At 69.4% G+C, this 24,721-nt stretch carries 18 protein-coding genes, 1 tRNA gene and 1 pseudogene; 10 read left to right on the top strand and 10 right to left on the bottom strand.

Features of this window, described 5'->3' with window-relative positions; genetic code table 11:
* Positions 1–100 precede the first annotated feature (100 nt).
* The 9 genes from ACFYTE_RS05905 to rpmH form a co-directional block, all read right to left on the bottom strand.
* Positions 101–718, bottom strand: a complete 618-nt coding sequence (locus ACFYTE_RS05905; RefSeq protein ID WP_388705449.1) for a GNAT family N-acetyltransferase — start codon at positions 716–718, stop codon at positions 101–103.
* A 340-nt stretch (positions 719–1,058) separates the two neighbouring features.
* Positions 1,059–2,159: a ParB/RepB/Spo0J family partition protein gene (locus tag ACFYTE_RS05900; protein WP_388705447.1), complete on the bottom strand. Its 1,101-nt coding sequence runs from the start codon at positions 2,157–2,159 to the stop codon at positions 1,059–1,061.
* The gene (locus tag ACFYTE_RS05895) at positions 2,156–3,229 is read right to left on the bottom strand and encodes a ParA family protein (RefSeq protein ID WP_388705444.1); all 1,074 of its coding nucleotides are present in this window, start codon (positions 3,227–3,229) and stop codon (positions 2,156–2,158) included. Before ACFYTE_RS05895 ends, ACFYTE_RS05900 begins: the two co-directional genes overlap by 4 nt.
* 330 nt (positions 3,230–3,559) lie before the next feature.
* Positions 3,560–4,276: a 16S rRNA (guanine(527)-N(7))-methyltransferase RsmG gene (rsmG, locus tag ACFYTE_RS05890; RefSeq protein ID WP_388705441.1), complete on the bottom strand. Its 717-nt coding sequence runs from the start codon at positions 4,274–4,276 to the stop codon at positions 3,560–3,562.
* A 111-nt stretch (positions 4,277–4,387) separates the two neighbouring features.
* Positions 4,388–4,900: a protein jag gene (locus ACFYTE_RS05885; protein ID WP_388705438.1), complete on the bottom strand. Its 513-nt coding sequence runs from the start codon at positions 4,898–4,900 to the stop codon at positions 4,388–4,390.
* Positions 4,901–4,915: 15 nt separating this feature from the next.
* The gene (yidC, locus tag ACFYTE_RS05880) at positions 4,916–6,178 is read right to left on the bottom strand and encodes a membrane protein insertase YidC (protein WP_388705435.1); all 1,263 of its coding nucleotides are present in this window, start codon (positions 6,176–6,178) and stop codon (positions 4,916–4,918) included.
* 3 nt (positions 6,179–6,181) lie between these two features.
* A complete protein-coding gene (yidD, locus tag ACFYTE_RS05875; RefSeq protein WP_388705432.1) occupies positions 6,182–6,547 on the bottom strand; it encodes a membrane protein insertion efficiency factor YidD in 366 nt (121 codons plus the stop codon).
* A complete protein-coding gene (rnpA, locus tag ACFYTE_RS05870; protein WP_388705429.1) occupies positions 6,544–6,915 on the bottom strand; it encodes a ribonuclease P protein component in 372 nt (123 codons plus the stop codon). The genes yidD and rnpA overlap by 4 nt, the downstream gene beginning before the upstream one ends.
* Before the next feature lie 21 nt (positions 6,916–6,936).
* On the bottom strand, positions 6,937–7,074 hold the full coding sequence (rpmH, locus tag ACFYTE_RS05865; RefSeq protein ID WP_003956500.1) for a 50S ribosomal protein L34: 138 nt from the start codon (positions 7,072–7,074) through the stop codon (positions 6,937–6,939).
* Positions 7,075–7,460: 386 nt separating this feature from the next.
* Between rpmH and dnaA the strand changes: the two genes are divergently transcribed.
* From dnaA to ACFYTE_RS05815, 10 genes are all read left to right on the top strand, one after another.
* Complete coding sequence (gene dnaA, locus ACFYTE_RS05860; RefSeq protein WP_388705426.1) at positions 7,461–9,407, top strand: chromosomal replication initiator protein DnaA; 1,947 nt, start codon at positions 7,461–7,463, stop codon at positions 9,405–9,407.
* Positions 9,408–10,400: 993 nt separating this feature from the next.
* Positions 10,401–11,531: a DNA polymerase III subunit beta gene (dnaN, locus tag ACFYTE_RS05855; RefSeq protein WP_388705423.1), complete on the top strand. Its 1,131-nt coding sequence runs from the start codon at positions 10,401–10,403 to the stop codon at positions 11,529–11,531.
* Positions 11,532–11,674: 143 nt separating this feature from the next.
* A complete protein-coding gene (gnd, locus tag ACFYTE_RS05850) occupies positions 11,675–12,550 on the top strand; it encodes a phosphogluconate dehydrogenase (NAD(+)-dependent, decarboxylating) (protein WP_388705420.1) in 876 nt (291 codons plus the stop codon).
* Positions 12,551–12,602: 52 nt separating this feature from the next.
* Positions 12,603–13,724, top strand: a complete 1,122-nt coding sequence (gene recF, locus ACFYTE_RS05845; protein WP_388705418.1) for a DNA replication/repair protein RecF — start codon at positions 12,603–12,605, stop codon at positions 13,722–13,724.
* Positions 13,721–14,263 (top strand): DUF721 domain-containing protein, encoded by a 543-nt coding sequence (locus ACFYTE_RS05840; protein WP_388705416.1) that lies wholly within the window; start codon positions 13,721–13,723, stop codon positions 14,261–14,263. Before recF ends, ACFYTE_RS05840 begins: the two co-directional genes overlap by 4 nt.
* Before the next feature lie 444 nt (positions 14,264–14,707).
* Positions 14,708–16,771, top strand: coding sequence for a DNA topoisomerase (ATP-hydrolyzing) subunit B (gene gyrB / locus ACFYTE_RS05835; RefSeq protein WP_388705413.1), 2,064 nt, complete (start codon positions 14,708–14,710; stop codon positions 16,769–16,771).
* A gap of 42 nt (positions 16,772–16,813) precedes the next feature.
* Positions 16,814–19,411, top strand: coding sequence for a DNA gyrase subunit A (gene gyrA / locus ACFYTE_RS05830; RefSeq protein ID WP_388705410.1), 2,598 nt, complete (start codon positions 16,814–16,816; stop codon positions 19,409–19,411).
* A gap of 18 nt (positions 19,412–19,429) precedes the next feature.
* Positions 19,430–20,248, top strand: a complete 819-nt coding sequence (locus tag ACFYTE_RS05825; protein ID WP_388705407.1) for a DUF3566 domain-containing protein — start codon at positions 19,430–19,432, stop codon at positions 20,246–20,248.
* Between the two features lie 132 nt (positions 20,249–20,380).
* A tRNA-Ile gene (locus ACFYTE_RS05820) sits at positions 20,381–20,457 on the top strand.
* A gap of 135 nt (positions 20,458–20,592) precedes the next feature.
* The gene (locus ACFYTE_RS05815; protein ID WP_388705405.1) at positions 20,593–20,910 is read left to right on the top strand and encodes a hypothetical protein; all 318 of its coding nucleotides are present in this window, start codon (positions 20,593–20,595) and stop codon (positions 20,908–20,910) included.
* Between the two features lie 173 nt (positions 20,911–21,083).
* Here the strand turns inward: ACFYTE_RS05815 and ACFYTE_RS05810 are convergent.
* Positions 21,084–24,464: pseudogene (locus tag ACFYTE_RS05810) on the bottom strand (WD40 repeat domain-containing protein); the annotation flags it as partial.
* Between the last annotated feature and the right edge of the window lie 257 nt (positions 24,465–24,721).

The following is a 24,721-nucleotide window of genomic DNA, read 5'->3' as shown; positions in this document are numbered from 1 at the left end:
ATGTTTCACGTGAAACACGAATGGGCCAACCCGGAAGGGTTGGCCCATTCGCATGAGAGCGTCCGCATCAGCGACGGCATGCAGAGAACGGCTGGAGCGGCTAGAGCGGCCGAAGCGCTGGTTCCTTCTGTACGGCCCCCAGGAGCCGGTCGATGGCCATCTCCACGTCTTCCTTCCACGACAGCGTTGTACGCAGCTCCAGACGCATTCTCGGGTAGGCGGGGTGGGGCCGTACCGTCTTGAAGCCCACCGCCAGCAGATGATCGGCGGGCAGGACGCAGGAGGGTTCCTTCCAGCGGGCGTCCCCGAAGGCCTCGATCGCCTTGAACCCTCGGCGCAGCAGATCCTTGGCGACCGTCTGCACCATCACTCGGCCCAGTCCCTGTCCCTGATAGCCGGGCATGATGAACGCGGTCATCAGCTGCACCGCATCGGGGGAGACGGGACTCGTCGGAAACGCCGTGGAGCGGGGGACATAGGCCGGAGGCGCATAGAGCACGAAGCCGACCGGCACCTCGTCGACATAGACCACCCGGCCACAGGATCCCCAGTCCAGGAGGACAGCGGAGATCCAGCCCTCCTTCTCCGCCGTGGCCGTGCCCGCCCTTACCGCGGCCTCGCCACTGACCGGGTCGAGTTCCCAGAAGACACACGAGCGACAGCGCTTGGGAAGATCCTGAAGATTGTCCAGCGTGAGCGGTACGAGCCGGCGCCCCATGAAGGCTGTTCCTCGCTTCCTTCGCCCGCCGCGTCGCGAGCGGCTGTCAAAGCGCTCCGTTCCCTGAGCAGACTGCCGACGAAGCCGCCGAACGCGCCCAGTCCGAGGCCCGCGCTCACCAGTCCGGTCCGGCTCACCGTTCGCATGGCCCCCGCCTCCCATCGAGAGGTGCTGCCAGGTGAATGCGCCATACCCGAACGCATCGTATCCATGATGCGTTTGCATCGATACCGACAAAAAGCAAAGAGCGGAACGTGTTCCGGTACACACCGGACACGATCCGCTCCTCGTCCGACGCCATCCGCTCCGTCGTCCGGCAAAGGCAGGGACGCCCGTGCTGTCAGTCCTCCGCAGCCTCGGGGTCCCCGTCGTGCAGACCCTGCTGGAAGACCGGCCCCTCACCCGGAGCGAGCGTGCCGAGGATCCGCTCAAGGTCTTCCATGGAGGCGAACTCGACTGTGATCTTGCCCTTCTTCTGACCGAGGTCGACCTTCACCCGTGTCTCGAAACGGTCCGAGAGACGGGTGGCCAGCTCGTTCAGTGCCGGCGAGACACGGGCCCCGGCCCGGGGCCCCTTGGACCGCTGAGTCGTCTGGGGACGGGAGCCCATCAGGGTCACGATCTCCTCGACGGCACGTACGGAAAGCCCCTCGGCCACGATCCGGTGGGCGAGTCGGTCCTGCTCCTCGGAGTCCTCCACGGACAGCAGCGCCCGGGCGTGTCCGGCGGAGAGCACACCGGCGGCGACCCGTCGCTGGACGGCCGGCGACAGCTTCAGCAGCCGCAAGGTGTTGGAGACCTGAGGGCGGGAACGCCCGATCCGGTCGGCCAGTTGGTCGTGCGTGCAGTTGAAGTCCTTGAGCAACTGGTCGTAGGCGGCGGCTTCTTCCAGGGGGTTCAGCTGGGCACGATGCAGATTCTCAAGGAGGGCATCCAGGAGAAGTTTCTCGTCCTCCGTCGCCCGCACGATCGCGGGGATCGCCTCAAGGCCTGCCTCCCGGCAGGCGCGCCAACGCCGCTCACCCATGATGAGTTCGTAGCGGGCGGGTCCCAGCTGCCGTACAACGACAGGCTGGAGGAGACCGACCTCCTTGATGGAGGTGACCAGTTCTTGCAGCGCGTCCTCGTCGAAGACCTCACGTGGCTGGCGCGGGTTCGGCGTGATGGAGTCGAGGGGGATCTCGGCGAAGTGAGCACCCATCGGCGGGGCGGGCGTCTCCGTGACGCTGAAGACCGACGGCTCCTCGGTTTCCTGTGAAACAGGCGGCAGCGTGGTCACCTTCGCCGCGGCCACCCCCCGGTCCGTCGTCAGCACCGGGGCCGGGGCGGGGGACGGCGATGGCGCTCCCCCCACCGCGGCCGAGGCCGGGTTCTTCTCGGTCGGGGCAGCAGGGATCAGTGCGCCCAGTCCGCGGCCCAACCCCCTCCGTCGCTCGCTCACTGGATCCCCTCCACCATGTTCGGGTTGCTCTGTGGCCCGATATGGGCCTGCGTCGGGTCGTAGGTGACGCCGACGCCCTTCAGCGCGATCTCTCGTGCCGCCTCAAGATAGGAGAGGGCACCGCTCGATCCGGGATCGTAGGTCAGCACCGTCTGCCCATAGCTCGGCGCCTCGGAGATACGGACGGAGCGGGGAATGCTCGTCCGCAGTACCTCGTCGCCGAAGTGGCTGCGCACCTCTTCCGCGACCTGGGAGGCAAGACGCGTCCGGCCGTCGTACATGGTGAGCAGGATGGTCGACACATGCAGGGCGGGGTTGAGGTGGCCGCGCACCAGGTCGACGTTGCGCAGCAGTTGCCCCAGTCCCTCCAACGCGTAGTACTCGCACTGGATGGGGATGAGGACTTCGGCCCCGGCCACCAAGGCGTTGACGGTCAACAGGCCGAGGGACGGCGGGCAGTCGATGAGGATGTAGTCCAGCGGCTGCTCGTACGCCTGGATGGCCCGCTGGAGCCGGCTCTCCCGGGCCACCAGCGACACCAGCTCGATCTCCGCACCGGCGAGATCGATCGTGGCGGGGGCACAGAAGAGGCCCTCGACGTCGGGGACCGGCTGCACCACCTCCGCCAGCGGCTTACTCTCGACCAACACGTCGTAGATGGAAGGCACTTCGGCGTGATGGTCGATGCCCAGCGCGGTCGAGGCATTGCCCTGGGGGTCGAGGTCGACCACCAGGACACGGGCGCCGTGCAGAGCGAGTGAAGCGGCAAGGTTGACCGTCGTCGTCGTCTTACCGACGCCACCCTTCTGGTTGGCGACCACGATGACTCGGGTCTGCTCGGGCCGTGGCAGCCCTTCGCCGGTGCGGCCCAGAGCCTCCACCGCCAATTGGGCAGCACGACCGATGGGAGTGTCGTCCATCGGGGGCGGTGTTTCACGTGAAACATCCACCCCCATCGACTCGGTACGGGGACCGGGGACCGGATCGGTCATCGGTCCCGCGATGTTGGCGTCGGACCGCAAGGATTCACTCTCCTCGACTTCAGGCTCGCGATGAACAGAGCCTCCCATGCCTTCGGGGTCGTGAACCAGTGAGGCCTGGTGTTCTGTGGAGAAATCCACCTCTGTGGACAACTCCGTGCCCCCACCGGGGGACGGAGCGTCCTTCGAGGGGGGCGTTTCCCCGAGTGACCCCAGAGGCTTGCGGTCGCGGGGTTCGGCCGCGGCCCGGCCGCGACTGATGATGCCGTGCAGGAGTGAGCGACGTTTCACGTGAAACACGATGCACAGCGGCTGCGGCCGTTATCTTCGCGACACTCCGGGTTGCGTAGGTTTGGAGGCTTGTGTGGAGTACGGGTGGTCGTCAGGACGGATCAGCATCACTCATCCGTTCTGACATCCTCAACGACGTCTGCGGGCCCGCCCGGTACGGGCTGCCTTCGCTCGCTTGGCCGCGAAACGCACACCGCCGGGACTCTCCCCGACCTCGACCCGCACGACGGTGGACAGCGGGTCCACGAGGCCCTCGCCCACGCGCAGGATGGAGGTCGACACCGCTCCCAGCTTGCTCAGCGCGGCACCTGTGGCCTTCAGCTCCTCCTCGGCCGTGTCCCCCTTCAGCGCGAGCATCTGGCCGTACGGGCGCAGCAGGGGGATCCCCCAGGTGGCGAGCCGGTCCAGCGGGGCGACCGCCCTGGCCGTCACCACATGGACCGGCGGCAGCTTCCCCATGACCTCCTCGGCCCGGCCACGGACGACGGTCACATGGTCCAGCCCCAGCAGTTCGACGACCTCGGCAAGGAAGTTGGTACGGCGGAGCAACGGCTCCAGCAGCGTGATCTTCAGGTCCTCCCGGACGAGCGCGAGGGGAATGCCGGGCAGGCCGGCGCCGGAGCCCACGTCGCACACCGTGACCCCTTCGGGGACGACCTCGGAGAGCACCGCACAGTTGAGCAGGTGTCGCTCCCACAGGCGGGGCACTTCCCGTGGGCCGATCAGACCACGCTGCACGCCGGCCTCGGCCAGCAGCTCCGCGTAGCGGACCGCATCGGCGAAGCGATCGCCAAACACTTCCCGCGCCTGTTCGGGCGCAGGGGGGAGATCCGCTGCCTCCGTCACGGGGACCGTCCTTCCGTACAGCGTCGACGCCGTGCGCCGACCACAGAACCAGGCTGACAAAGTTCGGCCCCGTCTGGGCAACAGACGGGGCCGAGGGAACGTAGGGGCCGATCAGGCGGGCAGCACGACGACGAACCGCTGTGGTTCCTCGCCCTCGGACTCGCTGCGCAGCCCTGCGGCCTTGACCGCGTCATGCACGACCTTGCGCTCGAAGGGCGTCATCGGCTTGAGCTTGACGGGCTCGCCGGTGTTCTTGACGTCGGCGGCGGCCTTGGCGCCCAGCTCGGAGAGTTCGGCGCGCTTCTTGGCGCGGTAGCCCGCGATGTCCAGCATCAGCCGACTGCGGTCCCCGGTCTCCCGGTGCACGGCCAGGCGGGTCAGCTCCTGCAGGGCTTCCAGCACCTCGCCGTCACGGCCGACCAGCTTCTGCAGATCGCGGCTGCTCGTTTCGCTGATGATCGACACGGAGGCGCGGTCCGCCTCGACGTCCATGTCGATGTCGCCGTCGAGGTCGGCGATGTCGAGCAGACCCTCAAGATAGTCCGCCGCGATCTCACCCTCCTGCTCCAGGCGGGTCAGGGTGTCTGCACCCTCGGCAGCGGCGGAGGTGGTGCCTTCCGTCACGGGATGGGCTCCTTCTTACTTCTTGGACGGGGACTTGGGCCGCTGTGAACCCTTGCGCTGACCGGACTGGGCCTTGCTGCGGCCGCCGGCGCCCGACTGAGGGGCCTGCTTGGCTGCGGGCTTGGCGTCCTGCGGCTGTTCGGACTTGGTCAGCGACGTGGTCGGCGCGGTGTCGCCGGCCTGCTTCGGATTGCCGGACTGGCGCTGGGCCTTGCTCTGACGCTTGGGCTGCTGGCGTTTGGGAGCGGTGGTGGTCGCGCCGCCCTCGGCCTCGGCGACGACCTGGCTCTCGCTCTTGATGACAGAGCCGTCGCTCTGCGCGGCGAGGCCCGCCTTGCTCAGGCCGTTGATGAACTTGCGCTCGTGCTCGTTGCGGTCGCGGCCCTTGGTGACGATCGCCTTGACGATGGCCTTCTCGCTGCGCCGACGGATCTTGCCGTGCTGCGTGACGTGCTTGGTCAGGCGCTCCAGGTAGGCGGCCTGGGCCTTGGAACCCGGGGTCGGGTTGTTGTGGATGACGTACATCTGCTGGCCCATGGTCCACACGTTGGTGGTCAGCCAGTAGACGAGGACACCGACGGGGAAGTTGATACCGAAGACGGCGAACATGACCGGGAAGATGTACATCAGCATCTTCTGCTGCTGCATGAACGGCGTCTTCACCGTGGTGTCGACGTTCTTCGTCATCAGCTGGCGCTGCGTGTAGAACTGCGACGCCGACATGAGGACGATCATGATCGCGGTGACGACGCGGACGTCGGTCAGCGAGGCACCGAGCGCGGCGACCTTGTCCGAGCTGTCGGTGAACTTCGCGGCCAGCGGGGCGCCGACGATATGCGCCTTCTGGGCGCTGGCGAGCAGCTGGTCGTTGATGACGCCGATGGTCTTGCCCGACGCGATGCCGTTGAGCACGTGGTACAGGGCGAAGAAGAACGGGGACTGCGCCAGGATGGGAAGGCACGAGGAGAGCGGGTTGGTGCCCGACTCCTTGTACAGCTTCATCATCTCTTCGGACTGGCGCTGCTTGTCGTTCTTGTAGCGCTCCTGGATCTTCTTCATCTCGGGCTGCAGCGTCTGCATGGCCCGGGTCGCCTTGATCTGCTTCACGAAGAGCGGGATCAGGCAGATACGGATCAGAATCACCAAGGACACGATCGACAGGCCCCAGGCCCACCCGGTGTCAGGGCCGAAAATGGCGCCGTACACCGTGTGGAACTGGACGATGACCCAGGAAACGGGTGTGGTGATGAAGCTGAAGAGGCTGGCAATCGTGTCCACTAATCATGCTCCTTGGGCATGGGACGAGGTCTCTGCGGCCGGGCTTGAGGGAAGTCCGGAGGGGAGCTTCGCCTCGGTGGCCGGTTCGGCGGCGGAGGGCCCGCCCTTGCGTGCGCGCCAGGCGCTGCGCAGCATTTCGTGCCACCGCGGGCGCTTGCGCGGCGGAACATGGTCCACACCGCCGAGCGACCACGGATTGCACCGCAGGATGCGCCAGGCGGTCAGTGCCGTGCCCTTGATCGCACCGTGCCGGTCGATGGCCGTGTAGCCGTAGTGGGAACACGACGGGTAGTACTTGCACACCGGCCCGAGCAGCGGACTGATCGTCCACTGGTAGAGCTTGATCAGAGCCAGTAGCGGGTACTTCATCGCGCGCCCCCTCCCAGCAGCCGCCCCACGGCGGCATCCAGGTCTCGGGCCAGCTGTGCATGGTCTGCGTCACCCGATCCGGGCAGCGCTCGTACGACTACCAGGCTACCGGGGGGGAACAGGGCGACTCGCTCGCGCATCAAATGGCGAAGTCTGCGCTTCACTTTGTTGCGTACGACGGCACCGCCCACGGCTTTGCTGACGACGAAACCCGCACGCGTCGGGGAAGCGCTCTCCCCGGGCGCGTGCGGGTCCGTGGCACCGCTACGAAAGTGGACGACGAGGAGCGGGCGTCCGGCCCGGCGCCCCCGTCGTACCGCGGTCGCGAAGTCCTCGCGCCGCCTCAGCCGGTTCTCGGTGGGCAGCACGACGTCATGACCTGATCGGGATCAGGCGGACAGACGGGCGCGACCCTTGCTACGGCGGGACGCGAGAATCGCGCGGCCGGCACGGGTGCGCATACGCAGCCGGAAGCCGTGGGTCTTCGCGCGACGACGGTTGTTCGGCTGGAAGGTGCGCTTGCTCACTCGGGGGCTCCAGAAAGAATCGGTAGTGGCGGGGTGCCGTCCTGGCTGTCACCGTGCGCCTACGAGTAGCTCGCAGTGACGCCCGAGTGCACCGCTTACCGATCACCTGACGTGACCTGTGCCCATCGGAGGCAGGCGGCAGCAGCCATCGACAACTCGACCTGGTTACGGTACGCGCGGCTACGCCATCCGGTCAAACCCGGGGTCACGCAGAGACACTATCCACAGGCTGGGGACAACAACTTGAACCGCACCCGCCGCGCTGACTACCGTGACGGGACTCCGATTCGTTCCCTTGTCCCCCGCACCACCCCTTTTAGATCTCGATCAGATCCCGACCCGTCCCACAACCACACGTTCGTGGGACCTGCGAGAGAGCGTGCCCTGTGGCTGACGTACCTGCCGATCTTGCCGCAGTGTGGCCACGCGTGCTGGAGCAACTCCTCGGGGAGGGCCGTGGTCAGGGCGTCGAGGCGAAGGACGAGCACTGGATCCGGCGGTGCCAGCCGCTCGCCCTGGTCGCGGACACCGCGCTGCTCGCCGTGCCGAACGAATTCGCCAAGGGCGTGCTGGAGGGCCGGCTGGCGCCGATCGTCAGCGAGACCCTGAGCCGGGAGTGCGGCCGCCCGATCCGCATCGCCATCACCGTCGACGAGTCCGCGGGCGAACCTCCGGGGCCCCCCGCCCCCAGGCGCGCGCCTGGTTCCGAGGAGACCGCGCCGACGGTGCCGAAGTCCCGCTACGAGGAGCCCGAGCTGCCGTCGGCCCCGTACGAGGGGTACGGCCAGCACCGCGCCGAGCAGTTGCCGGGCACCGAGACCGCCACCAGGCCGGACAGGCTGCCCGCCCCCCGCCCCGCCTATCCGTCCGAGTACCAGCGGCCCGAACCCGGCGCCTGGCCGCGGCCGGGCCAGGACGAGTACGGCTGGCAGCAGCCGCGGCTCGGCTTCCCGGAGCGTGACCCGTACGCGTCGCCGCCGCAGGACTCCTATGGTTCGTCCGCGCGTGACGCCTATGCGTCGCCGGACTCCTACACCTCGGGGCAGGACGCGTACGGCTCCGGGCAGGACTACCGCCCGCAGGGCAGGGAGCGCCCGCCGTACGAGCGGCAGCGCTCGGGCTACGAAGGATCACGCCCCGACTACGACCAGCGGGACCCGGCCCGGCGCGATCTGCCCGAGCCGTCGGCCGGCGCCGGCCAGGTGCACCGCGGCGGTCCCGTGGGCCCGAACCTGCCGACGACGGGTGCCCCCGGGCCGCTGGCCGCGCAGCCCGCGCCGGCGACCGGTCCGGGCGAGCCGACCGCACGGCTGAACCCGAAGTACCTCTTCGACACGTTCGTCATCGGCGCGTCCAACCGCTTCGCGCACGCGGCCGCGGTCGCCGTCGCCGAGGCACCGGCGAAGGCGTACAACCCCCTTTTCATCTACGGGGAGTCGGGGCTCGGCAAGACGCACCTGCTGCACGCCATCGGGCACTACGCGCGCAGCCTCTACCCGGGTACGCGCGTGCGGTACGTCAGCTCGGAGGAGTTCACCAACGAGTTCATCAACTCCATCCGCGACGGCAAGGGCGACAGTTTCCGCAAGCGCTACCGCGAGATGGACATCCTTCTTGTGGACGACATCCAGTTCCTCGCGGACAAGGAGTCGACGCAGGAGGAGTTCTTCCACACCTTCAACACGCTCCACAACGCGAACAAGCAGATCGTGCTCTCCAGCGACCGGCCGCCCAAGCAGTTGGTCACCCTGGAGGACCGGCTGCGCAACCGCTTCGAGTGGGGTCTGATCACCGACGTCCAGCCGCCCGAGCTGGAGACCCGCATCGCGATCCTGCGCAAGAAGGCGGTGCAGGAGCAGCTGAACGCCCCGCCCGAGGTGCTGGAGTTCATCGCCTCCCGTATCTCCCGCAACATCCGCGAGCTGGAGGGCGCGCTGATCCGGGTGACGGCGTTCGCCTCGCTCAACCGGCAGCCGGTCGACCTGGGCCTGACGGAGATCGTCCTCAAGGACCTGATTCCCGGCGGCGAGGACACCGCCCCCGAGATCACCGCGACGGCCATCATGGCGGCGACCGCCGACTACTTCGGTCTGACGGTCGAGGACCTGTGCGGCACCTCGCGCGGTCGTGCCCTGGTCACCGCCCGGCAGATCGCCATGTACCTGTGCCGGGAGCTGACCGATCTGTCGCTGCCGAAGATCGGCGCCCAGTTCGGCGGGCGCGACCACACCACGGTGATGCACGCCGACCGCAAGATCCGCGCGCTGATGGCGGAGCGTCGCTCCATCTACAACCAGGTCACGGAGCTGACCAACCGCATCAAGAACGGCTGACGTCGGCCGCAGCACGGCACGGGGCGCCCTCGGGAGAGATCCCGGGGGCGCCCTTTGCGTGACTCCGGCACGCGGCTGGAGCGCGGGAGGCACGCGGCGGAACGCGGCCGGGGCCACGGCCGCGCACGCGGCGGGACGCGGCCGGAGGCCGTCGGAACGCCGTCGGTGCCCGTCCACAGGCCCGGCTCGGCAGCGCGCGCAGGCGGCCACCCGATGCCCGCCGGTCACCGCGTGTTCGATTACCCGCCGGGTTACGGCCCCTCTCCACAGATTCGGTGACTTTCTTCCGTCCACATCCTGGGGACCGCCGAGTTGTCCAGAACGTATCCACAGCCCGGCCAGGTGAGGGAACATCGAGGCAGGTCACCCGGCTGTGGATCAGTGGACAAAAGATTTCCACAGGCTGTGGACAAAGTAGAGATCCACAGGCTGTGCACGGAGTTGTCCACCGCCGACCCACAGGCTGGGGCCGGTTGTCCCCAGTGATCCCGGGCTTCTCCACATCTCTGTCCACTGTTCGGCAACACGACGCACCCGATCACCGCGTCGAGTGAAAGGCGTCACACCAAGCTGCCGGATTGGGCTGTGGGAAACCCGGGTAAACCTGGGGACGCAGCTGGGGAGAAGTGGCCCCAGGCTGTGGGTGGGGTGTGCAGAACTTCTTGTTCTCCACAGAGACCCCGGGTTGTCCACCGCCTCCGCCCACAGGGCCGGTGGACAAAATTTCCGCGCTGAGCAGGGCAAACGTGGTTATCCACGGTATCCACAGGCCCTACTACTACTCCCAATCAGAGAGAGAGCGGAATCCGTTTCGAAGCGGGGCCTGTGCACAACTCGCCCTCTCGTGCCCGACCGCCCCCCGGCACGACTTGACCCCGACGGGCACCTACTGTCAGTGCGGTGCGTCAGACTGGTCGTCGGTGTTCTTCCCCACCGATGGGGCAGTGACACCGGGTCGTAGGACTCAGTAGCAACAGCAGGAGGCGGCTTACGGTGAAGATCCGGGTGGAACGCGACGTACTCGCGGAGGCAGTGGCCTGGGCGGCACGCAGCCTCCCGGCCCGTCCGCCGGCGCCTGTCCTCGCCGGCCTCCTCCTGAAGGCCGAGGACGGCCAGCTGAGCCTGTCCAGCTTCGACTACGAGGTCTCCGCGCGCGTGAGCGTCGAGACGGAGGTCGAGGAGGAGGGCACGGTCCTCGTCTCGGGCCGCCTGCTCGCCGACATCTGCCGCGCCCTGCCCAACCGCCCGGTGGAGATTTCCACAGACGGTGTACGGGCGACGGTGGTCTGCGGTTCCTCGCGGTTCACCCTCCACACCCTGCCTGTGGAGGAGTACCCGGCCCTGCCGCAGATGCCGAACGCCACGGGCACGGTCCCCGGCGAGGTCTTCGCCTCCGCCGCCGCACAGGTCGCCATCGCGGCCGGACGCGACGACACGCTGCCCGTCCTGACCGGTGTGCGCATCGAGATCGAGGGCGACACCGTCACGCTGGCCTCAACCGACCGCTACCGCTTCGCGGTCCGCGAGTTCCTGTGGAAGCCCGAGAACCCGGACGCCTCCGCGGTCGCCCTGGTGCCCGCCAAGACCCTCCTGGACACCGCCAAGGCGCTGACCAGCGGCGACAGCGTGACCCTCGCCCTGTCCGGCTCCGGTGCCGGCGAGGGCCTGATCGGCTTCGAGGGCGCGGGCCGGCGGACGACCACACGCCTGCTGGAGGGCGACCTCCCGAAGTACCGCACGCTGTTCCCGACGGAGTTCAACTCGGTCGCCGTGATCGAGACCGCCCCCTTCGTGGAGGCCGTCAAGCGCGTGGCCCTGGTCGCCGAGCGCAACACCCCGGTGCGGCTCAGTTTCGAGCAGGGCGTGCTCATCCTGGAGGCCGGCTCCAGCGACGACGCACAGGCTGTGGAAAGGGTCGACGCGCAGCTGGAGGGCGACGACATCTCCATCGCCTTCAACCCGACGTTCCTGCTCGACGGCCTGAGCGCCATCGACTCGCCGGTGGCGCAGCTGTCGTTCACGACGTCCACAAAGCCTGCGCTGCTCAGCGGCAGGCCCGCGGTGGACGCCGAGGCGGATGAGGCCTACAAGTACCTGATCATGCCGGTGCGCCTCAGCGGCTGACCGTCCGTACCGGCAAAGCCCCAGGTGAGGGGCGTACGCATGAGCGCGTATGCCCACAGCTGTGCATGGCGGCCCGGGTTTAGGCTCGGACGCGGGTACGAACGTGCCCCATACGTCACACAGCAACCGAAGGACAGCAACTGATGGAGCTCGGTCTCGTCGGCCTCGGCAAGATGGGCGGCAACATGCGCGAGCGGATCCGCCGCGCGGGCCACACCGTCATCGGATTCGACCGCAACGCGGACCTCGCGGATGTCCACAGCCTGGAAGAGCTTGTGGGTAAGCTCTCCGGCCCGCGCGTGGTCTGGGTGATGGTCCCGGCCGGCGAGCCCACCCAGTCCACCATCGACGAGCTGGCCGGTCTGCTGGAGCCCGGTGACGTCGTCGTGGACGGCGGCAACTCCCGCTGGACGGACGACGAGAAGCACGCCGAGGAACTGGCCGCCAAGGGCATAGGCTTCGTCGACTGCGGTGTCTCCGGCGGGGTCTGGGGCCTGGAGAACGGCTACGCGCTGATGTACGGCGGCGACGCGGAGCACGTCGCCAAGGCGCAGCCGGTCTTCGACGCGCTCAAGCCGGAGGGCGACTTCGGTTCGGTGCACGCCGGCAGGGTCGGCGCGGGCCACTTCGCGAAGATGGTCCACAACGGCATCGAATACGCGATGATGCAGGCGTACGCGGAAGGCTGGGAGCTTCTTGAGAAGGTCGACTCCGTCACGGACGTGCGCGAGGTCTTCCGCTCCTGGCAGCAGGGGACGGTCATCCGTTCCTGGCTCCTGGACCTCGCGGTGAACGCCCTCGACGAGGACGAGCACCTGGCCGGGCTCAAGGGTTATGCACAGGACTCCGGCGAGGGCCGGTGGACCGTGGAAGCCGCCATAGACAACGCGGTGCCGCTGCCCGCGATCACCGCGTCGCTGTTCGCCCGGTTCGCCTCGCGGCAGGACGACTCGCCGCAGATGAAGATGATCGCGGCGCTGCGGAACCAGTTCGGCGGCCACGCGGTCGAGAAGAAGTAATCCACAGGGCCGCCCGTCGGTCCACAACGTTGGGGGAGGTCGGCGAACGACCATGCACGTCACGCATCTCTCGCTGGCCGACTTCCGCTCGTACGCCCGGGTCGAGGTCCCGCTGGACCCGGGCGTCACCGCCTTCGTCGGCCCCAACGGGCAGGGCAAGACGAACCTCGTCGAGGCGGTCGGCTATCTCGCCACCCTGGGCAGCCACCGCGTCGCCTCGGACGCCCCCCTGGTCCGCGTGGGGGCCGAACGCGCGATCATCCGGGCCCAGGTCAGACAGGACGAGCGGCAGCAACTGGTCGAGCTGGAGCTGAACCCCGGCAAGGCCAACCGCGCCCGCGTCAACCGGTCCGCGCAGGTCCGGCCCCGGGACGTGCTGGGCATCGTACGGACCGTGCTGTTCGCGCCCGAGGACCTGGCGCTGGTCAAGGGCGACCCCGGGGAGCGGCGCCGCTTCCTGGACGAGCTGATCACCGCCCGCGTGCCGCGGATGGCCGGCGTGCGCTCCGACTACGAGCGGGTCCTCAAGCAGCGCAACACCCTGTTGAAATCGGCCGCGCTGGCCCGCAGGCACGGCGGCCGGGCCATGGATCTGTCCACGCTCGACGTCTGGGACCAGCACCTCGCGCGCGCGGGCGCCGAACTGCTCGCCCAGCGCCTCGACCTGATCGCCGCGATCGAGCCGCTGGCCGACAAGGCGTACGAGCAACTGGCCCCTGGGGGCGGTCCCGTGGCCCTGGAGTACAAGCCGTCCGCGCCCGGCGAGGCCCACACGCGCGAGGAGCTGTACGGCCAGCTGACGGCCGCGCTCGCCGAGGCGCGCAAGCAGGAGATCGAGCGTGGCGTCACCCTCGTCGGCCCGCACCGGGACGACGTGATCCTCAAACTCGGCCGGCTGCCCGCCAAGGGATACGCCTCGCACGGCGAGTCCTGGTCCTGTGCGCTGGCGCTGCGCCTGGCCTCGTACGACCTGCTCCGCTCGGAGGGCAACGAACCGGTGCTGGTCCTGGACGACGTCTTCGCCGAGTTGGACGCCCGGCGGCGGGAGCGGCTGGCCGAACTGGTTGCGCCGGGCGAGCAGGTCCTGGTGACCGCTGCGGTCGACGACGACGTACCGGACGTCCTGGCCGGGGCCCGGTACGCGGTGTCCGACGGGAGGGTGGAGCGCGCATGAGCACCGACGAGCCGGCCCCGGCGCGGCCCGAGCGGTCTCCCGAGCCCTCGGGCGTCGACCTCGCGCGCGTGGCGCTGCGCGCGGCGAAGGAGGCGGCACGCGCGCGTGGGGACGCGGCGCGGCAGAAGAAGCAGGCGCGGCGCGGGGGGCTGCGCTCCGGCGCGCGGGCCGACGGCCGCGACCCGATGGCGCTGGGCGCCGCCATCAACCGGCTGATCACCGAGCGCGGTTGGGAGGCGCCCGCCGCGGTGGGCGGGGTGATGGGCCGCTGGCCGCAGATCGTCGGCGACGACCTCGCCAAGCACTGCGTGCCGCAGCGCTACGACGAGGACGAGCGCGTCCTGTCCGTGCAGTGCGACTCCACGGCGTGGGCGACCCAGCTGCGGCTGCTCGCGCCGACGCTGGTCGCCCGCCTGAACGAAGACCTGGGGCACGGCACCGTGAAGCTGATCAAGGTGCACGGTCCGGGTGGCACCACCCGTCGCTACGGCCCCCTGCGCGCCCCGGGCAGCACGGGCCCCGGCGACACCTATGGGTGACCGGCACCTCACCGAGAGGGGCGCTCACGGGGCCGTGGAGCGGCGTTGCGACGGGCGGGCCGATCAGGTGACCGACCTCACATCTTTGCTGGTCGGGCGCCTGTGTCGGACCGTCGCGGGCGGGTCCGCCGGGGGATCGCGCGCGGTCGCCCGGCGCGAGCTGACCCTGGAGTAGCCAGGGGTTGACAGCCGGAAGCGCTGAGTGGCGCTGTGAGCCTCTTGGAGCCCCCTTCCGTATATCGGGACCCGGCCGAGACCGGTTGAGGGCGGCACATGGGGACTCAGGTACCGGCAAACCCCCATCACTGTCGGCGCTACCGGTAGACTGAAGCCAATCCCGCCCCGAACGTGGGGACCGTCCGGGAAAAGCTGAGCAACGCTGATCAAGGCTTACCAACGCAACATGCCGCAGCCGCTCCGGCAACCCGCCGACGAGCCTGGCTCGTGCTGTGCCAGAAAGGGCGCTTCGTGGCCGATTCCGGCAACCCCAACGAGAACATCCCGTCCACTGACGCCGGCGCGAACGGCGAGGTCACCGCCTCGTACGACGCCAGCGCGATCACCGTGCTTGAGGGTCTGGACGCGGTTCGCAAGCGACCCGGTATGTACATCGGCTCGACCGGCGAGCGCGGTCTGCACCACCTGGTGTACGAGGTCGTCGACAACTCGGTCGACGAGGCGCTGGCCGGGCACGCGGACACGATCGACGTGACGATCCTCGCCGACGGCGGCGTCCGCGTCGTCGACAACGGCCGTGGCATCCCGGTCGGCATCGTCCCCTCCGAGGGCAAGCCGGCCGTCGAGGTCGTGCTGACCGTGCTGCACGCGGGCGGCAAGTTCGGCGGCGGCGGCTACGCGGTCTCCGGCGGTCTGCACGGCGTCGGCGTCTCCGTCGTCAACGCCCTGTCGAGCAAGGTGTCGGTCGAGGTCAGGACCGACGGCCGGCGGTGGACGCAGGACTACAAGATGGGCGTGCCGACGGCTCCACTCGCCGAGCACGAGGTGACCGAGGAGACCGGCACCTCGGTCACCTTCTGGGCCGACCCGGACATCTTCGAGACCACCGACTACTCCTTCGAGACGCTCTCGCGGCGCTTCCAGGAGATGGCGTTCCTCAACAAGGGCCTGACCATCCGGCTCACCGACGAGCGCGAGTCGGCGAAGGCCACCTCGGGCGCCGATGAGGCGGGCGCCGACGAGAAGGACGAGGTCAAGTCGGTCACGTACCACTACGAGGGCGGCATCGTCGACTTCGTGAAGTACCTCAACTCCCGTAAGGGAGACGTGGTGCACCCCACCGTCATCGACCTGGAGGCGGAGGACAAGGACAAGAGCCTGTCCCTTGAGGTCGCGATGCAGTGGAACAGCGGCTACAGCGAGGGCGTGTACTCCTTCGCCAACATCATCCACACGCACGAGGGCGGCACGCACGAGGAGGGCTTCCGGGCGGCTCTGACCTCGCTGATCAACAAGTACGCGCGCGACAAGAAGCTGCTGCGCGAGAAGGACGACAACCTCACGGGCGACGACATCCGCGAGGGTCTGACCGCGATCATCTCGGTCAAGCTGAGCGAGCCGCAGTTCGAGGGCCAGACGAAGACCAAGCTGGGCAACACGGAGGCCAAGACCTTTGTGCAGAAGGCCGTCTACGAGCACCTCAACGACTGGCTGGACCGCAACCCGAACGAGGCCTCGGACATCATCCGCAAGGGCATCCAGGCGGCCACCGCGCGCGTGGCGGCCCGCAAGGCCCGCGACCTGACCCGTCGTAAGGGCCTGCTGGAGACCGCGTCCCTGCCGGGCAAGCTGGCGGACTGTCAGTCCAACGACCCGGCCAAGTGCGAGATCTTCATCGTCGAGGGCGACTCCGCCGGCGGTTCGGCCAAGTCCGGCCGCAACCCGCAGTACCAGGCGATCCTTCCGATCCGCGGCAAGATCCTCAATGTCGAGAAGGCCAGGATCGACAAGATCCTGCAGAACCAGGAGATCCAGGCGCTGATCTCCGCCTTCGGCACGGGCGTGCACGAGGACTTCGACATCGACAAGCTCCGCTATCACAAGATCATCCTGATGGCGGACGCCGACGTCGACGGCCAGCACATCAACACCCTGCTGCTGACCTTCCTCTTCCGCTTCATGCGGGACCTCGTGGAGCGGGGCCATGTGTACCTCTCCCGGCCCCCGCTCTACAAGATCAAGTGGGGCCGGGAGGACGCCGAGTACGCGTACTCCGACCGCGAGCGCGACGCCCTCATCGAGTTGGGCCGCCAGCGCGGCAAGCGCATCAGGGAGGACTCGATCCAGCGCTTCAAGGGCCTCGGCGAGATGAACGCCGAGGAACTGCGTGTGACGACGATGGACGTCGACCACCGGGTCCTCGGCAAGGTCACCCTCGACGACGCCGCCCAGGCCGACGACCTGTTCTCGGTCCTGATGGGCGAGGACGTCGAGGCCCGCCGCCAGTTCATCCAGCGCAACGCCAAGGACGTCCGCTTCCTCGACATCTGAGTCGGTCTCAGCTGACCGCACCGGGAAGGATCTTCACCAGCAATGGCCGACGACAACACCCCAGTCACGCCCGAGGCCGAGGGCGGCGACACCACCATGCGCATCGAGCCCGTCGGGCTTGAGACGGAGATGCAGCGCTCGTACCTGGACTACGCGATGTCCGTCATCGTGTCCCGCGCGCTGCCCGATGTCCGTGACGGTCTCAAGCCCGTCCACCGCCGCGTCCTGTACGCCATGTACGACGGCGGCTACCGGCCCGAACGCGGCTTCTACAAGTGCGCCCGCGTCGTCGGCGACGTCATGGGCAACTACCACCCGCACGGCGACAGTTCGATCTACGACGCGCTGGTCCGCCTGGCCCAGCCGTGGGCGATGCGCATGCCGCTCGTCGACTCCAACGGCAACTTCGGCTCCCCGGGCAACGACCCGGCGGCCGCCATGCGCTACACCGAGTGCAAGATGGCGCCGCTGTCGATGGAGATGGTCCGCGACATCGACGAGGAGACCGTCGACTTCACGGACAACTACGACGGCCGCTCCCAGGAGCCGACCGTCCTGCCCTCCCGCTTCCCGAACCTGCTGATCAACGGCTCGGCGGGCATCGCGGTCGGCATGGCGACCAACATCCCGTCGCACAACCTGCGCGAGGTCGCGGCCGGCGCCCAGTGGTGCCTGGAGAATCCGGACGCCTCGCACGAGGAGCTCCTCGACGCGCTCATCGAGCGCATCAAGGGCCCGGACTTCCCGACCGGCGCCCTGGTGGTGGGCCGCAAGGGCATCGAGGAGGCCTACCGCACCGGGCGCGGCTCGATCACCATGCGCGCGGTCGTCGAGGTCGAGGAGATCCAGAACCGCCAGTGCCTGGTGGTCACCGAGCTGCCGTACCAGGTCAACCCGGACAACCTGGCGCAGAAGATCGCCGACCTGGTGAAGGACGGCAGGATCGGCGGCATCGCGGACGTCCGCGACGAGACGTCCTCGCGCACCGGCCAGCGCCTGGTGATCGTCCTCAAGCGGGACGCGGTCGCCAAGGTCGTCCTGAACAATCTGTACAAGCACACCGACCTGCAGACGAACTTCGGCGCCAACATGCTGGCGCTGGTCGACGGGGTGCCGCGGACCCTCTCCCTGGACGCGTTCATCCGGCACTGGGTGACGCACCAGATCGAGGTCGTCGTCCGCCGTACCCGCTTCAGGCTGCGCAAGGCCGAGGAGCGGGCGCACATCCTGCGCGGCCTGCTGAAGGCCCTGGACGCCATCGACGAGGTCATCGCGCTGATCCGGCGCAGTGCGACCGTCGACGTGGCCCGCACCGGCCTGATGGACCTCCTGGAGATCGACGAGATCCAGGCGAACGCCATCCTTGAGATGCAGCTGCGCCGACTGGCCGCCCTGGAGCGCCAGAAGATCGTCCAGGAGCACGACGAACTCCAGGCGAAGATCAACGAGTACAACGCGATCCTCGCCTCGCCGGTCCGCCAGCGCGGCATCGTCAGCGAGGAACTGGCGGCGATCGTCGAGAAGTACGGCGACGACCGCAAGACCATGCTGGTGCCCTACGACGGCGACATGTCCATCGAGGACCTGATCGCCGAGGAGGACATCGTCGTCACCGTCTCGCGCGGCGGCTATGTGAAGCGGACGAAGACGGACGACTACCGGGCGCAGAAGCGCGGCGGCAAGGGCGTGCGCGGCACGAAGCTGAAGGAAGACGACATCGTCGACCACTTCTTCGTCTCCACCACGCACCACTGGCTGCTGTTCTTCACCAACAAGGGCCGGGTGTACCGGGCCAAGGCGTACGAGCTGCCGGACGCCGGCCGGGACGCGCGCGGGCAGCACGTCGCGAACCTGCTCGCCTTCCAGCCGGACGAGTCGATCGCCGAGATCCTCGCGATCCGCGACTACGAGGCGGCGCCGTACCTGGTCCTCGCCACCAAGGCGGGCCTGGTCAAGAAGACGCCTCTGAAGGATTACGATTCGCCCCGCTCCGGCGGTGTCATCGCGATCAACCTGCGGGAGCGGGAGGACGGTTCCGATGACGAACTGATCGGGGCCGAGCTGGTGTCGTCGGACGACGATCTGCTTCTGATCAGCAAGAAGGCGCAATCGATCAGGTTTACCGCCTCGGACGACACCCTGCGGCCGATGGGCCGGGCCACCTCGGGCGTCAAGGGCATGAGCTTCCGCGAGGGCGATGAGCTTCTGTCGATGAATGTTGTTCGAACCGGTACGTTCGTGTTCACTGCCACGGACGGTGGGTACGCGAAGCGGACCGCCGTCGACGAGTACCGCGTCCAGGGTCGCGGCGGCCTCGGCATCAAGGCCGCCAAGATCGTGGAGGACCGCGGCTCGCTCGTCGGCGCGCTGATCGTCGAGGAGAGTGACGAGATCCTCGCCATCACCCTGTCCGGCGGTGTGATTCGTACGCGAGTCAGCGAGGTCAGGGAGACGGGCCGTGACACCATGGGCGTCCAACTGATCAACCTGGGCAAGCGCGATGCCGTCGTCGGTATCGCACGTAACGCCGAGGCGGGGCGCGAGGCGGAGGAAGTCGACGGTGACGTGGCCGTGGACGAGATCGCCGAGGAAGCCGCGACCGCCGGCACGGACGAGGGTGAGGCGCCCTCGGCCGAGTAGCACGAGGAGTGTGTCATCGTGAGCGGAGCCACGGGCGCCGGTTCGGTCGGTACCCCGACCGGCAACGATTCCGGTAAGGGAACGGGCGGCGGCGGCCGTGGCTCCGCCGCGGGCGCCGCGCACACGACGGATCCGCACACGACCAATCTGAAGCCGGTCAAGTCGCCCGCGACCGACCCGCACTCGCCCGACTCTCATGGATCCCAGGGGGGAACTGTGACGGACACCCGAGGCTCGCAGACCCAGCATTACGGCGCTGGAGCGGGCCCGGCCGCTCCCGGCGCCCAGCAGTCGGCCCAGCCCCCGGCAGGGGAGGCGCACGGTGCCTCGCCGCTGCCGGGCGAGCGACGGCAGCAGCAGGCCGCCGGGCCCTACCACCCGCCGCAGGCCTACCCGGCGCAGACCGCGTCCGGGTCGGAAGCCGGAGCCGTGCGCCGGGCGCGCACCGGCGCACGCACCACGCCCCGCACCCGCAAGGCGCGGCTGCGGGTGGCCAAGGCCGACCCGTGGTCGGTGATGAAGGTCAGCTTCCTGCTCTCCATCGCGCTCGGCATCTGCACCATCGTCGCGTCCGCGGTGCTGTGGATGGTCCTGGACGCGATGGGCGTCTTCTCGACCGTCGGCGGCACCATCTCGGAGGCGACCGGCTCGAACGAGGCGAACGGCTTTGACCTGCAGGCCTTCCTGTCGCTTCCGCACGTGCTGATGTTCACGGCGATCATCGCGGTCATCGACGTCGTCCTCGCGACGGCGCTCGCCACGCTCGGCGCGTTCATCTACAACCTCTCCGCGGGCTTCGTCGGGGGCGTGGAACTGACGCTGGCGGAGGACGAGTAGCGCGGGCGGTACCGCGTCGCGGCGCCCGCCAAACCTCTGCCGTGCGGCCTGCGACAACCGATTTTGGGACTGCCCCGGTCGTGCGCTAATCTTCAGGAGTCAGCGCGCGGGAAACACACCGCAGAGCGCGGCGGGGCTATAGCTCAGTTGGTTAGAGCGCATCCCTGATAAGGATGAGGCCACAGGTTCAAATCCTGTTAGCCCCACCAGCATGAAGGCCCCTGACCGGTCGTGGTCGGGGGTCTTTGGCGTCTTCCGGGCTGGGGGGCCTGGGGGTATGGGGCTAGCGTGGGAGAGGGGCATCGAGCGGATGCCCGGCACCGGCCGTTGAAACGGAACACGCCATGACCGCGCAAGCAAGCAGGACAGATCCCGGCACCGCGCATGCCGGCGCGCCGGTTCCGATCAAGAGGTCCCGCGGGCCCCGCGCCGCAGCCGAACACGTCGTCTCCGACAATGCGGTGATCGTCCGCGTGGGCGACCTGCGGATCGAACTGCCGCCCAAGGAGCAGCTCGCGTTCCTCGCGGGCCTCGGCTTCCTCACGGCGCTCGAACTCATCGAATGGCCGGTCGCGCTCGCCATAGGTGTCGGGCACGAACTGGCCCGCAGCCGCCACGGCAAAGTGCTGCGTGAGTTCGGGCAAGCCCTGGAAGAAGCATGATCCGCGCTTCGGGTGTCTGCCCACGCGGGCTGGAAGCGCTCGACCGCTGGCGACGGGGGATGCACCAGCGGTCGAGCTATGGCCAAGGGTAACAAGGGTGGTCGGGCGGCGGGAGCCAACTGTCGGACAGCGGGCGGGACTTGTGATCTGGATCACGGTTCCCCGCCGGGTTGTCAGCGGCCGCACGGGGGGTCGTACGAGAGCCGGGGCAGGTACTCGTGCCACTTCTCCCGTGTCAGCACCCCCCGGGTCGTCGCACAGATGTGGCGGATGGCCTGGTCGACGTCCAGGTTCCACAGCCGTACGGTGTCGGCGCCGCTCGACACCCCGAGCATGCGGCTGTTGGGGCTGAACGCCAGGAAGTTGCCGGTCTTGGCGTTCGGGCTCAGCGACTGGCCGATCGGGGACGCCTTGGACGGGTGGGCGACGTCCCACAGCCGTACGGTGTTGTCGTTGCCACCGCTGGCCAGGGTGTCGCCGTTCTGGCTGAACGTCAGCGAGACGACCGCCTCGGTGTGCCCGGTGAGCGGCGCATCCAGCGCGGTGGGCCCGGCCGGGTCGCTGATGTCCCACAGTCGTACCGTGTCGTCGTCGCTGCCGCTGGCCAGTGTCCGGCCGTCCGGGCGGTAGGCGAGCGTGTTGACCGGTCCGAGGTGCCCCGTGAGGGGGCTGCCGACGGGTGTGGCGCGGCGCGGGTCGGCCACGTTCCACAGCCGTACGGTGCCGTCCGCGCTGCCGCTCGCCAGACTGCGGCCGTCGGGGGCGAACACGAGGGAGTTGACGTAGCCCTTGTGGCCGGCGAGGGGCTTGCCGAGCGGCACCGGGTCGGCCGGGTCGCTGACGTCCCACAGACGGATGGTGCGGTCGTCGTAGGCGGTGGCCAGGGTGCGTCCGTCCGGTGCGAAGGCGAGGGCGTTGGGGCCCGTGAAACGCGTCCGCAGGGTGAGCGGCGCGCCGTAGGGGACGGGCCGGTAGGGATCGGAGACGTTCCACAGCTGTAGCGAGCGGTTTCCCATCCGCACCGCGAGGACACGGCCGTCGGAGGAGAACGCCAGGGTCCGTACGTCGCCGTCCCCCGGCATGAAGGGTTCGGACAGCAGCGTGGGCCGGCCCGGGTCGGCGATGTTCCACAGCCGGACCTTTCCGTCGCGTGCGGCGGTGGCGAGCACATGCCCGTCGCGCCGGAACGCGCCGATGCGGCCGATCATGTCCGAGGTCGGAAGCGCCCACAGCCGGACCTTGCTGTCACCGCTGCCGGTGGCGAGGGTGCGCCCGTCCGGGCTGAAACCCAGCGCGTACATCTCGCCGCTGCCGCCGGACAGGGGCTCGCCGACCTGGGACGGATAGGCCGGGTCGCTGACGTTCCACAGGGTCGCGGTGCTGTCCGCGCTGGCCGCGGCGAGCACGTTGCCGTCCGGGCTGAAGGCCACCGACCACACGGGGCCGGTGTGCCCGGTGAGCGGGGTGCCGAGCGGTGCCGCGCGGCGCGGATCGGCCACGTCCCAAAGGCGTACGGTGTCGTCCGCGCTGCCGCTGGCGAGGGTGCGCCCGTCCGGGCTGAACGCCACGGAGTGCACCGTCGTGGTGTGCCCGGTCAGCGGCGTGCCGAGCCGGGCCGGCCGGTGCGGATCGGTCATGTCCCACAGCCTGATCGAGCCGTCGTCCGCGCCCGCGGCCAGCGTCCGTCCGCTGGGGTCGAAGGCCACGGAACGGACGGCGTGGGTGTGTCCCGTCAGGGCGCCGAGCGGTTTCGGCCGGCCCGGGTCGCGTACGTCCCACAGCCGTACGACGTGCCGGTCGGTGGCCGCGGCCAGGGTGCGGCCGTCCGGGCTGAAGGCGAGCAGGTAGACGGTGCCGTCGTGCCCGTTCAGCGGGGTGCCGAGCGCCCGGGGGCGGCTGGGGGAGGCGACGTTCCACAGGCGTACGGTGCCGTCGTCGGAGGCGCTGGCGAGGGTGCGGCCGTCCGGGCTGAAGACGGCGCTGCTCACCCAGCTGGAGTGGCCGGTGAGGGGCTTGCCGAGCGGCTTGGGGCGGGTCCGGTCCGTCACGTCCCACAGCCGTACGGTCCGGTCGTAGCTGGCGGTGGCCAGGACGTTGCCCTTCGGGCTGAACGACGTGAGGTAGACGGCGCCGGTGTGGCCGAGCAGCGGCGTGGCCAGCGGGGCGTTCACGATCGAGATCAGCCGGTTGCTGGCGCCCTCGTCGCCCGGCCGGAGGCGGTGCGCGACGAGATCGAGCTGGGCGGACAGCGACGGATCCGTGTACTGGACGCGATCGGCCTCGGCGACCACCTGCTCGAACACCGCGTCGTTGCGCTGCTGCCAGGCGATCACCGCCGAGCCGACGGCCAGGACCGCGAGCACCACGAGGGCCGACACCGCGCCCCGGCTGATCCGAACCGTGCGCTTGCGCAGCCTGACCGAGGCGGCCAGGAACTCCGCGGCGCTCCGGGTCAGGGAGGTGTCACCGGCGGACGCCGCCCAGGCGCGGGCCTGTTCCAGCCGGGAACCCCGGTAGAGTAGCGACGCGTCGCGGTTCGAGCCCTCCCAGGCCCGGCCGTCCTCCTCCAGGCGCTGGCGCAGCAGGTTGCCCTGCCGGTCCTCGTCGATCCAGTCCCGCAGCCGCGGCCAGGCGTGCAGCAGCGCCTCATGGGTGATCTCGACGGTGTCCGCGTCGAGCGTCACCAGCCGGGCGCGGACGAGGGCTTCGAGCGACTCCTCCGTACCGTCCGGGTCCGTCGACTCCTCGGCCAGCTGGCGCCGCGTGCCCCGTCTGCGGGTGGCCTGGGTGTCCTCGCCCAGCCGGACCAGCCTGAGCAGCAGCAGCCGGGCCGCCGTGCGCGCCTCCGGGTCGAGGCCGGACCAGGCGCGCTCGGCGGTCGCCGCCACCGCGCCCTGGATGCCGCCCGCCGCGCGGTAGCCGGCCAGCGTGAGTCTGCCCGCCTTGCGCCGCTGCCACGTGGCGAGCAGCGCGTGGGAGAGGAGCGGGAGCACGCCCGCGTCGTGCGCGCCGCGCGGGCCGTCCGCGCTGACCTCGCGGAGGATCAGCTCGGCGAGTCCCGGTTCGAGCTCCAGGCCCACCGCTTTGGCCGGTCCGGTCACGGCCTCGCGCAGCTCGGTGGCGGTCAGCGGGCCGAGCACCATGTGCCGGTGCTGGAGCGCGTCGGCCAGTTCGGGATAGCCGAGGCACTGCTCGTAGAAGTCGGCGCGTATGCCGAGGACGACGAGTACGGGGGCCGGGGCGTCCGGTCCGGCGGGCGTGCAGGCGGCGTGCAGGATGCGGATGAAGGCGCGTCGGTCCGCCTCGTGGGCGCAGAGGGTGAACGCCTCCTCGAACTGGTCCACGACGACCACCGGGCGGGCCGTTCCGGGCGCCTCACGCCCCGCCCAGGCGGCGACGGCCTCGCCGACCGCGCGGGCGAACCGGGGGTCAACGGGCTCCTCGGGCGCCGGCGCCGGGTGCGCCGCGGCCGGGAGGAGCGGGGCCAGCTCGGGGATCCGGCGGGTCAGTTCCGCGAGCGGGTCGCTTCCCGGCACGAGCGAGAGCACCAGCCGCCGCGGGCGGTCGCCTCCGCGGGGGTGGTCTTGGGCGGGGGGCTGGGTTTCCGTGCGTGGGTGGTCTTGGGCGGGGGGTTGGGTCTGCCCGCGGGGTTGGTCTTGGGCAAGGGGGTGGGTTTCCCGGCGGGGGTGGTCTTGGGCAGGGGGTTGGGTCTGCCCGTGGGGTTGGTTTTCGCCGGGTGGTTGGGTCTCCGTGCGCGGTTGGTCTTCGTCTCGCGATCGGGTCTCCGCGCGTGGTTGGTCTTCGCCGGGCG

Source organism: Streptomyces sp. NPDC004629 (assembly GCF_042873595.1).
Classification (GTDB): domain Bacteria; phylum Actinomycetota; class Actinomycetes; order Streptomycetales; family Streptomycetaceae; genus Streptomyces.
The sequence above is the reverse complement of the archived record's forward strand: the minus strand, read 5'-3'. Positions and strand labels throughout refer to the sequence as shown.

Coding starts and splice junctions, on each gene's coding strand:
- ACFYTE_RS05905 (WP_388705449.1), bottom strand. CDS start 718: ATGGGGCGCCGGCTCGTACCGCTCACGCTGGACAATCTTCAGGATCTT.
- ACFYTE_RS05895 (WP_388705444.1), bottom strand. CDS start 3,229: ATGGGAGGCTCTGTTCATCGCGAGCCTGAAGTCGAGGAGAGTGAATCC.
- yidD (WP_388705432.1), bottom strand. CDS start 6,547: ATGAAGTACCCGCTACTGGCTCTGATCAAGCTCTACCAGTGGACGATC.
- gnd (WP_388705420.1), top strand. CDS start 11,675: ATGGAGCTCGGTCTCGTCGGCCTCGGCAAGATGGGCGGCAACATGCGC.
- recF (WP_388705418.1), top strand. CDS start 12,603: ATGCACGTCACGCATCTCTCGCTGGCCGACTTCCGCTCGTACGCCCGG.
- ACFYTE_RS05840 (WP_388705416.1), top strand. CDS start 13,721: ATGAGCACCGACGAGCCGGCCCCGGCGCGGCCCGAGCGGTCTCCCGAG.
- gyrA (WP_388705410.1), top strand. CDS start 16,814: ATGGCCGACGACAACACCCCAGTCACGCCCGAGGCCGAGGGCGGCGAC.
- ACFYTE_RS05815 (WP_388705405.1), top strand. CDS start 20,593: ATGACCGCGCAAGCAAGCAGGACAGATCCCGGCACCGCGCATGCCGGC.